The sequence below is a fragment of the Actinoplanes sp. NBRC 101535 genome (assembly GCF_030269225.1).
In the GTDB taxonomy this organism is placed as follows: Bacteria; Actinomycetota; Actinomycetes; order Mycobacteriales; family Micromonosporaceae; genus Actinoplanes; species Actinoplanes rectilineatus.
Genome location: NZ_BSSY01000003.1, coordinates 589,140 through 603,506, shown reverse-complemented (window position 1 = coordinate 603,506; position 14,367 = coordinate 589,140). Strand labels below are relative to the sequence as shown.

General features: G+C 69.0%; 12 protein-coding genes. 3 read left to right on the top strand and 9 right to left on the bottom strand.

The window, feature by feature from the left end; all coding sequences use genetic code 11:
- Nucleotides 1–24 precede the first annotated feature (24 nt).
- The 3 genes from uvrA to rsgA all read right to left on the bottom strand — a co-directional run bounded on the left by uvrA (nt 25) and on the right by rsgA (nt 6,065).
- Complete coding sequence (gene uvrA / locus QSK32_RS11710) at nt 25–2,967, bottom strand: excinuclease ABC subunit UvrA (RefSeq protein ID WP_045741264.1); 2,943 nt, start codon at nt 2,965–2,967, stop codon at nt 25–27.
- 122 nt (nt 2,968–3,089) lie between these two features.
- Nucleotides 3,090–4,904: a DUF6311 domain-containing protein gene (locus tag QSK32_RS11705; RefSeq protein ID WP_285471875.1), complete on the bottom strand. Its 1,815-nt coding sequence runs from the start codon at nt 4,902–4,904 to the stop codon at nt 3,090–3,092.
- Nucleotides 4,905–5,030: 126 nt separating this feature from the next.
- Complete coding sequence (gene rsgA, locus QSK32_RS11700) at nt 5,031–6,065, bottom strand: ribosome small subunit-dependent GTPase A (protein WP_285471874.1); 1,035 nt, start codon at nt 6,063–6,065, stop codon at nt 5,031–5,033.
- 233 nt (nt 6,066–6,298) lie between these two features.
- Here rsgA and QSK32_RS11695 point away from each other — a divergent pair, with 233 nt between their 5' ends.
- Nucleotides 6,299–7,000, top strand: a complete 702-nt coding sequence (locus QSK32_RS11695) for a maleylpyruvate isomerase family mycothiol-dependent enzyme (RefSeq protein WP_045741267.1) — start codon at nt 6,299–6,301, stop codon at nt 6,998–7,000.
- On the top strand, nt 6,997–7,653 hold the full coding sequence (locus tag QSK32_RS11690; RefSeq protein WP_285471873.1) for an MBL fold metallo-hydrolase: 657 nt from the start codon (nt 6,997–6,999) through the stop codon (nt 7,651–7,653). The genes QSK32_RS11695 and QSK32_RS11690 overlap by 4 nt, the downstream gene beginning before the upstream one ends.
- Before the next feature lie 64 nt (nt 7,654–7,717).
- On the opposite strand, the gene QSK32_RS11685 is transcribed toward QSK32_RS11690, so the two are convergent.
- From QSK32_RS11685 to QSK32_RS11665, 5 genes are all read right to left on the bottom strand, one after another.
- The gene (locus tag QSK32_RS11685; RefSeq protein ID WP_045741268.1) at nt 7,718–8,416 is read right to left on the bottom strand and encodes a hypothetical protein; all 699 of its coding nucleotides are present in this window, start codon (nt 8,414–8,416) and stop codon (nt 7,718–7,720) included.
- A 16-nt stretch (nt 8,417–8,432) separates the two neighbouring features.
- Nucleotides 8,433–8,942 carry a SigE family RNA polymerase sigma factor gene (locus tag QSK32_RS11680; protein ID WP_285471872.1) on the bottom strand — a complete coding sequence of 170 codons (510 nt, stop codon included), beginning with the start codon at nt 8,940–8,942 and terminating at the stop codon, nt 8,433–8,435.
- 62 nt (nt 8,943–9,004) lie between these two features.
- Nucleotides 9,005–9,739 (bottom strand): aspartate/glutamate racemase family protein, encoded by a 735-nt coding sequence (locus QSK32_RS11675; RefSeq protein WP_285471871.1) that lies wholly within the window; start codon nt 9,737–9,739, stop codon nt 9,005–9,007.
- Nucleotides 9,739–11,223, bottom strand: coding sequence for an NCS1 family nucleobase:cation symporter-1 (locus QSK32_RS11670; protein WP_285471870.1), 1,485 nt, complete (start codon nt 11,221–11,223; stop codon nt 9,739–9,741). The genes QSK32_RS11675 and QSK32_RS11670 overlap by 1 nt, the downstream gene beginning before the upstream one ends.
- 94 nt (nt 11,224–11,317) lie before the next feature.
- Entirely contained in the window at nt 11,318–12,796 is a 1,479-nt protein-coding gene (locus QSK32_RS11665) for an MFS transporter (protein ID WP_285471869.1), read from the bottom strand.
- Nucleotides 12,797–12,923: 127 nt separating this feature from the next.
- Here QSK32_RS11665 and QSK32_RS11660 point away from each other — a divergent pair, with 127 nt between their 5' ends.
- The gene (locus QSK32_RS11660; protein WP_285471868.1) at nt 12,924–13,286 is read left to right on the top strand and encodes a hypothetical protein; all 363 of its coding nucleotides are present in this window, start codon (nt 12,924–12,926) and stop codon (nt 13,284–13,286) included.
- 88 nt (nt 13,287–13,374) lie between these two features.
- Here QSK32_RS11660 and QSK32_RS11655 read toward each other — a convergent pair whose 3' ends face one another.
- The gene (locus tag QSK32_RS11655; RefSeq protein WP_285471867.1) at nt 13,375–13,932 is read right to left on the bottom strand and encodes a HEAT repeat domain-containing protein; all 558 of its coding nucleotides are present in this window, start codon (nt 13,930–13,932) and stop codon (nt 13,375–13,377) included.
- Nucleotides 13,933–14,367: the final 435 nt, after the last annotated feature.

Sequence of the window (14,367 nt, the reverse complement as noted above, 5' to 3'; positions counted from 1 at the left end):
GCACCATGCCGGCGCCTGCGTGCACTATGCCGATGCCTTGGCCCGGGACTTCGTCGCCCGGGTCTTCGCGCCGTTCGCCTTCGCCGCCCGCGCGGTGGCCGCGGCCGATCCGGCCGGCTCCCCCTTGAGACCGAGCACGTGCCGCAGGAACTGGCCCGTGTGGCTCTCGCCCACCTCGGCGAGCTCCTCCGGACTGCCGGTGGCCAGCACCATGCCGCCCTTGTGACCGCCCTCCGGACCCATGTCGATCAGCCAGTCCGCGGTCTTGATCACGTCGAGGTTGTGCTCGATGGTGATCACCGTGTTGCCCTTGTCGACCAGGCCGTTGAGCACGATCAGCAGCTTGCGGATGTCCTCGAAGTGCAGACCCGTCGTCGGCTCGTCCAGCACGTAGACCGTCCGGCCGGTGGACCGTTTCTGCAGCTCGGAGGCGAGCTTCACCCGCTGCGCCTCACCGCCGGAGAGCGTGGTGGCCGGCTGTCCCAGCCGCACGTAACCCAGACCGACGTCGACGAGCGTCCGTAGGTGCCGGTGGATCGCCGGCAGCGCCGAGAAGAACTCCGCACCCTCCTCGATCGGCATCTCCAGCACCTCGGAGATGGTCTTGCCCTTGTACCGCACCTCCAGCGTCTCCCGGTTGTACCGGGCGCCCTTGCAGACCTCGCAGGGGACGTAGACGTCCGGGAGGAAGTTCATCTCGATCTTGATCGTGCCGTCGCCCGAGCAGTTCTCGCAGCGACCGCCCTTGACGTTGAAGGAGAACCGGCCGGGGCCGTACCCCCGGACCTTCGCCTCGGCGGTCTCCGCGAACAACTTGCGGACATGATCGAAGACACCGGTGTACGTGGCCGGGTTGGATCGCGGGGTCCGGCCGATCGGTGACTGGTCGACGCCGACGACCTTGTCCACGTTGTCGATGCCGGTGATCCGGGTGTGCCGGCCGGGCACCAGGCGGGCCCGGTTGACCTGGTTGGCCAGCACCGTGTGCAGGATGTCGTTGACCAGCGTCGACTTGCCCGAGCCGCTGACCCCGGTGACCGCGATGAACTGGCCCAGCGGGAACGGCACGGTCAGGTTGCGCAGGTTGTGCTCGCGGGCCCCGTGCACCACGACCTCACGGCCGGCGGTCTGCGGACGGCGGCTCTGCGGCACCGGGATCGTCTTGCGGCCGGCCAGGTAGGCACCGGTCGGGGACTCCTCGTTGGCGAGCAGGCCCTCGACCGTCCCGGAGTGCACGATCTTGCCGCCGTGCTCGCCGGCGCCCGGGCCGATGTCGACGATCCAGTCGGCTGTCCGGATGGTGTCCTCGTCGTGCTCCACCACGATCAGCGTGTTGCCCAGGTCGCGCAGCCGGACCAGGGTCTCGATCAGCCGGTGGTTGTCACGCTGGTGCAGACCGATCGACGGCTCGTCCAGGACGTAGAGGACGCCGACCAGGCCCGACCCGATCTGGGTCGCGAGCCGGATGCGCTGCGCCTCACCGCCGGAGAGCGTGCCCGCGCCCCGGTCCAGCGAGAGGTAGTCCAGACCGACGTCGACCAGGAACCGCAGCCGGGCGTTGATCTCCTTGAGCACCCGCTCGGCGATCATCTTCTGCCGGTCGTCGAGCTCCAGACCGGCCAGCAACTCGGCGCACTCCCCCACCGAAAGGTTGCAGACCTCGGCGATGCTCCGGCCGGCCACCGTGACCGCGAGGACCTCGGGCTTGAGCCGGGCGCCGCCGCACACCTTGCACGGCACGTCCCGCATGTAGCCCTCATACTTGTCGCGGGACCAGTCGCTCTCGGTGTCGTTGTGCCGCCGCTCGATCCACTGCACCACGCCCTCGAAGCCGGTGTAGTAGGAGCGCTCCCGGCCGTACTTGTTGCGGTAGCGCACGTGGACCTGGTCCTCGGCGCCGTGCAGGATCGTCTTCTGCACCCGGGTGGGCAGCGAACGCCACGGTGCGTCCAGGCTGAAGCTCTCCGCCGCGGCGAGCGCCTCGAGCAGGCGCACGAAGTACTCCTGGGTGGTGCCGCCGGCCCAGGGCTGGATCGCGCCCTCGCGCAGGCTCCGCTCCTCGTCCGGGATGATCAGCTCCGGGTCGACCTCCTTCTTGGTGCCGAGGCCGGTGCACTCGGGGCACGCGCCGTACGGCGCGTTGAAGGAGAACACCCGGGGCTCGAGGTCCTCGATGGCGAGCGGGTGGTCGTTGGGGCAGGCCAGGTGTTCGGAGAAGAGACGCTCGCGGTCCGGGTCGTCCTCGGCCAGGTCGACGAAGTCGAGCAGCACGATGCCGCTCGCCAGGCCGAGCGCGGACTCCACCGAGTCGGTCAGCCGCTGCTTGCTCGACGCCTTGACGCTGAGCCGGTCGACCACCACCTCGATGGTGTGCTTCTCCTGCTTCTTCAGCTTGGGCGGCTCGGTGAGCGGGTGCACCACACCGTCGACCCGGGCCCGCGCGTAGCCCTTGGCCTGCAGCTCGGCGAAGAGGTCGACATATTCCCCCTTGCGGCCGCGCACGACCGGGGCGAGCACCATGAACCTGGTGCCCTCGGGCATCGCCAGCACCCGGTCGACGATCTGCTGCGGGGTCTGCTTGCTGATCAGCTCACCGCAGACCGGGCAGTGCGGGATGCCGGTGCGGGCGAACAGCAGACGGAGGTAGTCGTAGACCTCGGTGATCGTGCCCACGGTCGACCGCGGGTTGCGGTTCGTCGACTTCTGGTCGATCGAGACGGCCGGCGACAGGCCCTCGATGAAGTCGACGTCCGGCTTGTCCATCTGGCCGAGGAACTGTCTCGCATAGGAGGACAGCGACTCCACGTAACGCCGCTGGCCCTCCGCGAAGATCGTGTCGAAGGCGAGGCTGGACTTGCCCGACCCGGACAGGCCGGTGAACACGATCATCGCGTCCCGGGGCAGGTCAAGTGAGACGTCACGCAGGTTGTGCTCGCGGGCGCCACGGATAGTCAGTCGGTCGGCCACTGCCAGCCTCTCCGTACAAGTGTTTGAAGTAGCGCAGACACTCTAGCGACGGGGTACGACATTTTCTGTCGGCCCCGGTGCAGCGCCTTCCACCTGCCGGACATTCCCGTAAAGCGGACGTATTAGTCGTCACTCTTTGGGGGCACAGGCAGATCGCGGACGTCCCAGATCTCCACGCCGCCGACCAGTCGAGGCCGGCCGAGGGCCTGGACGAGCACCGCACGCTGGGCCGGGACGTTACGCCCCTCGGGGACCAGCACGATCACGCCGGCCCGCCAGTAGACCAGGTCCTCGGTGATCCGCGCCTTGTCCGTCGCGGTCAGGATCGGCCGCAGGTCGTACTCCCGGACCTCCCACAACAGGTACGACGTGAACCGGTGCGGCGCGTTCCAGGAGCCGGTGTCGTCGCCCCGCTCCGGGTCGGCCGGCCCCATGAAGTAGCCGCGCGGCGTCGCGTACTCGAAGTTGTTGAGCGCCGCCCACCGCTGGCCGGTCCGCCCGGTGGTCACGTCCGGCAGCGGGACGGTGACCAGGGTGCGGTCACCGGCGGTGTACTGGCGGTAGGTCCCGTCGGCGATGAACGCCGGGATCGGGTCGCCCTGCACCACCGGCAGCGGCTTCGGGAAGAGCGGCACCAGCGCCAGGACCAGGCCGACCTTGAACCAGGTCCGCCGCTTGTCCGGGTAGTCGCGGATCCGGTCGACGGCGAACGCCAGCAGGACGCCCACGATCGTGGCCGGCACCATCGCGAACCGGGTCACACTCACCAGGTTGATCACCGGCAGGTGACTGATCAGACCGAACGGCAGCGGGAATCCGGTGTCGTGGCCGAGCACCCGCAGCTGCGGGCCCATCGACATGAGCAGCACCACCAGGCCGGCCACGGTGGCCGCGCGCAGCGCCGTGGTCCGCCACAGCATCACCGCCGCGACCACGATCAGGATCAGGCCGGCCGGGCCGAAGAAGGTGTTGTCCTCGGTGGCGCTGACACTCATCAACCGGGTCACCTCGGCGTTGCCGGCCAGCGACTGCCGGGCGAAACCGGCGAGCGACGCCAGGTCGGTGACGTAGTCGGTCGGCGCGAACGGCTGCCCGTGGTAGTTGCCCTGGGCGAAGAACTGGTACCACAGCGGGTAACCCGCCAACGCCACCGCGATGGCCGCCGCCACGCCGAGACCGGCGACGAAACGCTTCCACACCGCGCGCACGGTGGCCCGCTCGGACACCGCGTACACCACGACGAACACGGCCAGGGTCATCGCCGTGAAGAGCAGCGCCTCCTCGTTGATGAAGATCTGCGCCACGATCAGCAGGGCCAGGATCACCCCGCCGCGCACGATCCGGCCGGGCTCGCGCAGCCGGAACACCTGCCACACGATGAACGGGATCAGGTAGTTGCTGACGAAGTTCAGGTGGCCGTTGGCGTGCGAGATCATGGTGGGCGCGAAACCGCACCACAGGCCGCCGATCCAGGCCGCGAGCCGGGTGTCGGTCAGGTGCCGGGACAACACCCAGTACCACGCGGCGGCGGTGCCGGCCAGGCCACCGGTGACGATCAGGGCCGCCGAGACGCCGGCGCCGAGGAAGTGCGTCACCGGGGCGAGCGGCAGGGCCAGGGCGAGGATCGACGTGTTCGCCATCATGTTCACGCCGACCGGCACGTTGAGGCTGTCCGAGTGGAACAGCGCCGCGCCGTCGAACACCACCCGCTCGGCGTGCGCCAGCATGAACAGGAAGATGCCGTGGTCGTCGTCGTTGCCGGCCAGGATCCGCCCGTTCGGATCCAGCCACAGCTGCACGGTCACCAGCACGGCGAGCGCCAGGAACCCGAGGAACACCCACAGGTCGATCCGCCGCCACGGCATGCGCCGCGACGTCCCGGTCGTCTCCTCGGGGGTGGTCACGGGGTCCTCGATGATGTCCTCTGCCGCACGCACCGGCCGAATTCTGCCAGAGGGACGCCCGGGTCCCGGCATTGCCGCCTTCCGGTGGCCTCCCTCACAGGAGGCCATTGACGTGCGCTTTCGCACCTCACCGGCAGGCCGGGACCATGGGGTACGCGGTCAGCCGCGTCCCCGCCGGCCGGCGGACTGTGCCATCCGCACGGATTTACGGCGGCTCTCCACCTCGACCTCGTGTCGCAGCTTGCGCCAGCTCGCCAGACGCCGTGGCGGCAGCGAACCGTCGGCGAGCGCGGCCTGCACGGCGCATCCCGGCTCACCCTCGTGGGCGCAGTCGCCGAAGCGGCAGCGGCCGGCCAGGCCGGTCACGTCGGCGAACGCCCGGTCCAGCCCGCCGCCGGTATCGAGCAGGCCGACACCCCGGATGCCCGGGGTGTCCAGCACCGCACCACCTCCCGGCACCGGAACCAGATTGCGGTACGCCGTGGTGTGCCGCCCCTTGCCGTCCGCGTCCCGGATCGCCTGGACCGGCATCACGGTGGTCCCGGCCAGGGCGTTCGCCAGGGTCGACTTGCCGGCGCCGGAGCGCCCGAGTAACGCGAGGGTGCGGCCGGGACCGACGAACTCGCGCAGCCGGTCGAGACCGGAACCGGCGGTCACGCTGACCGGCAGGACCGGCACGCCCGGGGCGAGCTCGCCGAGCTGGCGGGCCACCGCCGCGGGGTCCGACGTGGTGTCGCTCTTGGTGAGGACGAGCACCGGGTCGGCGCCGGACTCCCAGGCGAGGGAGAGCAGCCGTTCGACGCGGGCGTCGTCGGGTTCGGGATGGATCGGCTCGACCACCGCCACGGTGTCCATGTTCGCGGCCAGGACCTGACCGGTGGAGTCCTTGTCGGCGGTGCGCCGGATCAGCGTGGTGCGCCGGGGCAGCACCAGCTCGAGGGTGGTGCGCCGGTCCGGCCAGCGCCGCAGCACCACCCAGTCGCCGGCACAGGGCAGGCCGGCCGGGTCGCGGGCGCCCTCGATGAGGACACCACCGCCGAGACTGGCCCGGGTCACGCCGGAGGCGGTCAGCACGGTGCAGACGCCGCGGTCGGCCCGGAGGACCCGGCCCGCGTCGGTGTCGGCCCGGTCGAAACGACGGTAGGAGGATGCGAAGAAGTCGTCCCAGCCGAGCTGGGACAGGTCGTACGACATGTGAACCCTTGTTTTCGATAACGGGAGTGGCCGGTCTGGGGTCAGACGGCAAAAGCTCCCTGGAGAAGGGACGCGGAATCCAACTGCACGCTCCTCACCTCCTTCTGCGGGTTCGATCTCGAGTCGCGTCTGGCACCGACGGTACGGCCGTGGTCACCCCGGCGAAAGCGAATTCCGCCGCGGGTGCCTTCGCCGGGCCACGACGTGGTTGCGGAACCGGCTAGGGTCGTCTCGTGACGATCGACCCGCTGGTGTTGATGACCGATGTGGAGGCCGCCACGGCGACGCTCCTGAGCGCCGTGGAGGGCCTCGGTGACGACGCCGTCGGCGAGCCGTCGCTGCTGCCCGGCTGGACCGCCGGCCACGTGCTGACCCACCTGGCGCGCAACGCCGACGCACTGACCAACGCGCTGACCTGGGCCCGCACCGGCGTCGAGACGCCGCTCTACCCCTCGGTCGAGGCCCGCGCGGCGGCGATCGAGGAGGGCGCCGGACGTCCGGTCGCCGAGCAGGTGGCGGATCTGCGGGCCGCGCACGAGCGGTTCGCCGACGCGGCCGCCGCGATGCCGGCCGAGGCGTGGACGTTCCACCTGCCGCCGTTGAAGCGGTCGGCCGCGGTGGTGCCCTGGGTGCGGCTGCGCGAGGTCGAGGTGCACCACGTCGACCTGGGACGCGACTACACCCCGGTGGACTGGCCGGACGCGTTCGCGCTGCGGCTGCTCTACGAGATCGCCGGTGACCCGCCGGAGGGCACGCCCGCCATGGTGCTGCGGCCCGCCGGGGTGGAGCACGCGACGGTGATCGGCTCGGCGGACGGCCCGGTGATCACCGGTACGGCGAAATCGATCGCGGCCTGGCTGACCGGGCGCGCCGACGGCGCCGACCTGACCGTCACCCCCGACGGCGACCTGCCGCAACCCGCGAGGTGGAGATGAGCATTTACACCGGTGACGTGGTGGCCGGGGGCGAGCCCGCGGTCCGCGACCTCGGCGGCGGGCTGACCCTGACCAAGGTGTCGGTCGGCCCGATGGACAACAACGCCTACCTGCTGCGGCACGGCACCGAGCAGCTGCTGATCGACGCGGCCAACGACGCCGGCACGCTGCTGGAGCTGATCGGGCCGGACGGCCTGCGCACGGTGGTGACCACCCACCAGCACCGCGACCACTGGACCGCGCTGGAGGAGGTGGTCCTGATGACCGGGGCGGCCTCGCTGGCACACGCCGACGACGCCTCCGCCATCCCGGAGGTGAGCGGCACGCTGCGCGACGGCGACGTGGTCGAGATCGGGCCGCACGCGCTGGAGGTGATCCACGTGGTCGGGCACACCCCGGGCTCGATCATCCTGGCGTACCGCGAACCGGACGGCGGCCGGGCACATCTCTTCACCGGCGACAGCCTCTTCCCCGGTGGCGTCGGTAACACGCGGGGGAACAAGGAGAACTTCGCATCGCTGATCGGCGACGTGGAGACCAAGGTGTTCGGGCGGTTCCCGGACGACACCTGGTTCTACCCGGGGCACGGCAAGGACTCGACGCTCGGGGCGGAGCGGCCGCACCTGGGCGAGTGGCGGGAACGGGGCTGGTGAGCCGCCGGGTCCCGGGCAATTGGCGTGCCCGGGACCCGGTTGTTTCCGTTCTGACCGCGATCGGTCAGCCGCGCGACTGCTTCGCGTTCTCGTTCACGTGGATGCCCTCGGCGAACTCGATGACCTGCGCGGTCGACCAGTCGATGTTGTCCCACATCTGGACCTGCAGGTTCACGCCGTTCGGCTGCGGCAGGTACAACGTACGGGCCTCGCCGCCCTTGTTCACGATCTTGCCGGCGACACCGTTCACCGTGACGGCCTCGCCGCCCTCCGGGGTGCCCTTCTCGTCGACCGACTGCAGCCCGACCATGACCTTGCCGACGAAGCTGTGCGGGTCGGTGTCCGGGGTGTCGCCCAGCGGGTCGGCGCTGTTGCGCGGCTTGGCGCCGAGCGGCGACAGGGTCAGCGTCGTCTCGTCGACCCCCTGGACCTCGAATCCGGCCGGCACCTTGTCGATCGAGAACCCGGCCGACTGCTCACCCTTGTAGGCGACCAGCTCGAACGAGCTCGACAGGGACACCCCGGCCGAGGTGGCCGGCGGGTTGGCCAGCGTGCCGCCGTTGCCGGACGGCCCGCCGGTGGTGGTGAAGGCGAACGTCGCCGCGGCGACGGCGACCGCGAGGGCCGAACCGGCGGCGGACTGCGCCAGCCGACGGCGGCGCAGGGCGCCACGGCCCCGGCTCAGGTCGGCGTGGACCTGGTCCGGCGTGGGCAGGATCTCCGGACCGGCGATGCCCGCCAGCTCGTCGTGCAGACTCTTCATGGTCTCTCTCCCGGAATCAGTTCAGTACTGGTGACGTGTGACGGCCGAGTGCCGCGCGCAACTTCTCCAGAGCCCGCGCGGTCTGGCTCTTCACCGTTCCCTCGGAGCACCCGAGGGCGTCGGCGGTGTCGGCGACGTCGAGGTCGTAGAAGTAACGGAAGACGACAGCCGCCCGCATCCGTGGCGGCAGGTCCTTCAGAGCCGCGCGCAGCCCCTCGGATGCCTCGTCCGCCGACCGTTCGACTGCGGGGCGGTCCGGGATCTCGGCCATCGACCGTTCCCGGCGCCGCCACCAGCGCCGCCGCTCGTCCGTCAACGCGTTGACCATCACCCGCCGTACGTAACCGTCGGGGTTGTCGGCCCCCCGGTAGGACGGCCAGGCCACGTACAGCTTGGTCAGCGTCGACTGCACCAGGTCCTCCGCCAGGTGGGCGTCACCCGCCGTCAGCAGAGTCGCCGTACGCAGCAGATGTGCCCGCCGTGACACGACGAACTGATGGAATTGCTCATCACGTTCGGCCTTCACCGAAGCCCCTCCCTCGCTCTCACACACCCCTGACGACCCGGGCGTCACAGGGGTTGCACCGATTACGGGAGACGCGCGAAATCGGTGAGCAGACCGGTGTATCCCTTGACCGGCGGGGAAGCGTATTCGTCGTGCCGCGAGGTGTACAGACCGAGCGTGACCAGGGACTGGACCAGAACGGTGGCGGCCGACACACCGTCGATCACGGGAACGCCCACCTCGGCGGAGATCTGATGGCACAGATCGGCCATCCCGGCACAGCCGAGCACGATCACGTCGGAGCCGTCCCGTTCGAGGGCGTGCCGGGCGAGCCGCACCACCCGGGGCAGGACCGTGGGGTCGTGCTCCAGCTCCAGAACCGGGATGTCGCAGGCGTGCACCCCTCTGCAGGCTCCGGCCGGCGCATAGCGGGTGGCCAGGTCGCGTGCTCTTCCCCCCGTACGAGAAAGGGAGGTGACCACGCTGAAACCGCGCCCGACCAACAAGGCCGCATGCATCGCGGCCTCGGCGATGCCCACCACCGGGCCGGCGGCGATCTCCCGGGCCGCGTCCAGACCGGGGTCGCCGAAGCAGGCGACGACGTAGCCGTCGCAGCCGGACCGCTCCCCCGCGGCGATCTCGGCCAGCAGGCCCGGCACCGCCAGGGCCTCGTCGTAGTGGCTCTCGATGGAGGCCGGGCCCATCGCCGGGGTGACCGCCTCGACGACGACGCCCGGGCCGGCGACGGCCCGGGCGCTCGCCTCGATCAGCGTGGTCATCGACGCCGTGGTGTTGGGATTGATGACCCGGATGCGCATCAGACGGTCTTCCGCCCCAGCGCCATGTGGATCAGGAAACCGAGGGCACAGCCGATGAACCAGCTGTACTGGGCGACGTCCTTCATGGACCCGAGCACCGGGATCACCGCGACGGCGGCACCGACCGCGGTGGCGATGACGGCAGGCGGATTCACGCCGTTGCGGTACCAGTACTTTCCGGTGGGCGCCATCGTGAACATGGCGTCGACGTCGACCTGCTGCCTGCGGATCAGGTAGTAGTCGGCGATCAGGACGCCGAACAGCGGTCCGATGAACGCGCCGAGGGTCTCGAGGGTGTAGTGGATCACCTCGGGGTTGTTGTAGAGGTTCCACGGGGTGATCAGCACCGACCCGACCGCGGCGATCATCCCGCCGGCCCGCCAGGAGATCTTCTGCGGGCTGACGTTGGAGAAGTCGAACGCCGGGGAGATGAAGTTCGCGACGATGTTGATGCCGATCGTGGCGATCGTGAAGGTCAGCGCGCCGAGGACGATCGCGAAGGTGGAGTCGATCCGGGCGACGGTCGCGACCGGGTCGGTGATCAGCTCGCCGAAGACCGGGACGGTGAGGCTCGCGGTGACGACGGTCAGGATGCTGAACATCAGGAAGTTGACCGGCAGGCCGAGGAGGTTGCCTCGTTTCACGGCTTGAAATGACTTTCCATATCGCGAAAAGTCACCGAAGTTCAGCATCGGGCCGGAGAAATAGGAGACGACCAGGGCGATCGCACCGAGCATGACCGGGATCGCATCCGTGCCGGTCACCGTCACCTCACCGAGGTTCAGGTCGACCGCACCCCAGCCGGCCTGCGAGATCAGGTAGCCGGTGAGCACGAACATCACCACGTAGACGGCCGGTCCGCAGAAGTCGATGAACTTGCGGATCGACTCCATTCCGGTCCAGAATACCGCCGCCTGCAACACCCACAGCAGGGCGTAGGTGCACCAGCCCAGCAACGGAAGACCCAGGAAACCGTACTGGTCCACATCCGCATAGGGCATCAGTGACGGCCACAGTTTCAAAAGCACGACATCGAGGGCCGCAGACGCGAGGTACGTCTGAATGCCGTACCAGGCCACCGCGATCAACCCGCGGATGATCGCCGGAAGATTGGCGCCCAGCACCCCGAAGGCCACCCGGTTGATCACCGGATAGGGCACGCCGGTCACCTGGCTCGGCTTCGCCACCAGATTGCAGAAGAAGTAGACGATCGTGATGCCCACGACCAGCGAGACCAGCACCTGCCAGCTGGACAGCCCCAGCGCGAACAGACTGCCCGCCGTCACGTAACCGCCGACGCTGTGCACATCGGACATCCAGAACGCAAAGATGTTGTACGAGCCCCAGTGCTGCTTCTTCAGCGGCGCCAGGTCCTCGTTGGTCAGACGGGGGTCGTACTCGGGTTTGATGACGCCGCTGCCGACCGGCATGCCGGCGGCTTCGACCAGGTCCTCGTGGGGTGTGCCCGGGATGGTGTCGGCCATGGCCGTCACGCTATGAATCCGCTGTTTCACCCAGATGAGCGGAACTGTATATCTTCCGTTCGCACACCCCACGACGACGTCGACGTCCGGGGCGTCAGTGCGCGGCGACTCCCGCCGGTACGTCCGCGCCGGCCAGCGTGGACATCGGGGCCTTCGCGGAGCGCATCACCACGAAGGCGATGGCGGCACTGATCAGCGTGAGGACCGCCGCCCACGTGAAGACGACCCCGTAACCGTGGATCCCCGCCTCAGCGGGCATGCCCGGGTTCGCGGCGGCGAAGTCGGTGAACGCATCGGCGAAGACGGTGGACAGCACGGCGATGCCGATCGAGCCACCGACCTGCGACGCGGTGTTGATCATGGCGGAGGCGACACCCATGTCGTTCCAGGACACCCCGAGCGTGCCCGTGGCGAACGTCGTCGAGTACAGAAGTCCGGCACAGACCCCGATCAGGAACAACCCGGGCAGAACACTGAGGTAGCCGGAGCCGACATCGATCAGGGCGAGCGACGCCATGCCGGCAGCGCCGAGGACGAGGCCGAGGACGATGAGGTTGCGGGGGCCGAACCTCGGCAGCAGACTGCGGCCGGTGACCGCCGAGACGACAAGAATGGTGAGGTTGAGCGGCAGGAACGCGAGCCCGGCACGCAGCGGCGAGTAGTGCAGATTCTGCTGGAAGTAGTAGGTGAGGAACAACGTCGCACCGAACATGGCGATGCCCAGCGCCGCGACCGCGAAGTACGACCCGCCCCGGGTGGCGTGCCGGACGACATGCAGGGGAAGCAGCGGCGCCGCCACCCGCTTCTCGATGAGGACGAACGCGAGCAGCAACACCGGGCCGCCGATCAGCGCCGCGATGGTCACCGGCGAGTCCCAGCCACGGGTCTCCGCCGACGAGAACGCGAAGACGACCAGGAACAGCCCGAGCGTCGCGGTCACCACACCCGGAATGTCGATCGTGGCCTTGTGCCGCTTCTCGCTCCGGGACTGGACGGCGACGATCGCGAGGACCGCGGCGGGCAGCGCGAACAGCAGGTTGACATACATGCACCAGCGCCAGGACAGCCACTCGGTCAGCACCCCGCCGAGCAACAGCCCGACACCGGCGACGGCACCGAAGACGCCGAACGCCTTACCGCGTTCCCGCGGGTCGGTGAAGGTGGTCGAGAGCAGCGCCAACGCGGCGGGGGCGAGCATCGCGCCGAAGACGCCCTGCCCGACCCGGAAGATCACGAGCAGGGTGAAACTGCCGGCGGCGCCGCCCAGCGCGGACGCGACGGCGAATCCGAGAAGGCCGGCGACGAACATCCGCTTGCGCCCGAACAGGTCCCCCAGCCGGCCGCCGGCCAACAGCAGCGAACCGAAGGCCAGCGCATACGCCGTGATGATCCACTGGCGGTTGCCGTCGCTGAAGGCCAGGTCGATCTGCGCCGACGGCAGTGCGATGTTGATGATGGTGGAGTCCAGAACCACCATCAACTGCGCGATGCCGACAGCAGCCAGAACAAGCCACCGTTGGGCGAACTGCGGGTCATGGGTGGTGGGTGATTCACGAGTCCCGAAGGCACTCACTCAAAAACTCCTAGCGTCGGACAGCGGGGCAGGCAGAACCCACCCCTGGTATCGGGGTGGTCTTCGCCCTTGCCCTGGCGCCACGACCGAGGAAGCACTACTCGCCGGCGCCGCCACCTGCGCGATCATGACGGCCACCACCGGGATCGCCGCACCCGCGTCGGCCGCCACCGGACCGGGCGTGGTCGTCGACTACGCCAGCACATCGGTCGTCCAGGTCAAACCGCGGGAGATCCGGCCGTACAAGGACCTCTTCTACGCGGACCTCACCTGGACCAAGCTCACCCCGAGCACCGGCGCCGCCACCGGCGTCCGCCGGATCAACACCTGCCTGCCGTCGTGCGGCGACGGCAACTACAAGTCCGACAAGGTACGGCTGACGTTCTCCCGCATCCGCGAGCGGGTCTTCACGCAGGTCACCGTCACCGCCATAGGTACGGGTACCGTCGACAGCCACCCGCTGCCCGCCCGCGGGTCGAGTACACCGTGAAACGCCCCGGCCCGGACCGTCCACAGACGATCCGGGCCGGCGCATCTCCCGTGTTACTGCTCATAATCCTGCTCGCCCAACACCTCGCTCAGACTTCCTCGGCCAGTATCTTCCAGTCGAGTGGCGCGTGCTCCCTCAGAAGAATGCTGATCCGCTCGTGGAGAGCGTCGTCCAGGAATTTCACCCGTGGACCCTGCGGCCAGCGGGTGTAGAACCAGGCGAGCCGCTGGCGCACCGCCGCCGCCGGGTCTCCGAGGAACTCGGCACCGTCGGCACCGAGCCGGACCAGCGACTCGGCGGCACAACCGCGCAGCAGATCGTCGGTCTCCGCATCGAACAGCATGCGCACCAGCTCCGCGTCGAGTTCCGGCTGGCCGGAGATGGAACCGAGAAGCAGACATGCCATTGCCCGCACCTCCGGATCATCGTCGACGAGTTCCTCACGGACGACGGCGTCAAGTCCGGCGAGGGCCTCGAACACCGCTTCCTCCTCCGCGATACTCGCGTCGAACTCACCCCGATACCGATCCCGCATCAACCGAAGCGAACGCCATTCGTACGCGTGGTTCAGGACGTACATCAACATGCCGTAGGCATCAGCCCGCCACCGGCACCCGTCCTCGATCACACGGCGGACCGCCCGCACGACCTCGTCCGCACCCGGCGAGACGGCGACCGCATCGTCGACGGCCACCCGCGCCAGGTCGACGGCCGCCCGCCTCGCCACGTCACGGTCGGCGCCTTGCTGCAGTATCTCGCAGGACACACTCCATACGGGACGCTGATCCACGATATCGCCTTCTTAGTCAACACATCGACATCCGGCCCCTCCCAGCCTGCAGGAAAGCATCTACGCAGCCGCGCTGCGCGTGCTCCGAGGGAAGCTTGAACCAGAAGCCCCAGCCTACGGGGCCGCCGGTTTCGTCTTCAACGACTCGGCCCTACTATCCACCATGATTTCGCGGACGGTAGGGCCGAGCCATTCGCATGGTCGACGAGAATCCCACCGGAAGCCTGTGAGACCAGTCAACAGCAGAACGAAATCAGGATCTTGGAGAAACCATCGAAGCCCAGTCGAGCA

Coding starts and splice junctions, on each gene's coding strand:
- QSK32_RS11685 (WP_045741268.1), bottom strand. CDS start 8,416: ATGAAGAGTCTGCACGACGAGCTGGCGGGCATCGCCGGTCCGGAGATC.
- QSK32_RS11690 (WP_285471873.1), top strand. CDS start 6,997: ATGAGCATTTACACCGGTGACGTGGTGGCCGGGGGCGAGCCCGCGGTC.
- QSK32_RS11675 (WP_285471871.1), bottom strand. CDS start 9,739: ATGCGCATCCGGGTCATCAATCCCAACACCACGGCGTCGATGACCACG.
- QSK32_RS11670 (WP_285471870.1), bottom strand. CDS start 11,223: ATGGCCGACACCATCCCGGGCACACCCCACGAGGACCTGGTCGAAGCC.
- rsgA (WP_285471874.1), bottom strand. CDS start 6,065: ATGTCGTACGACCTGTCCCAGCTCGGCTGGGACGACTTCTTCGCATCC.
- QSK32_RS11660 (WP_285471868.1), top strand. CDS start 12,924: ATGACGGCCACCACCGGGATCGCCGCACCCGCGTCGGCCGCCACCGGA.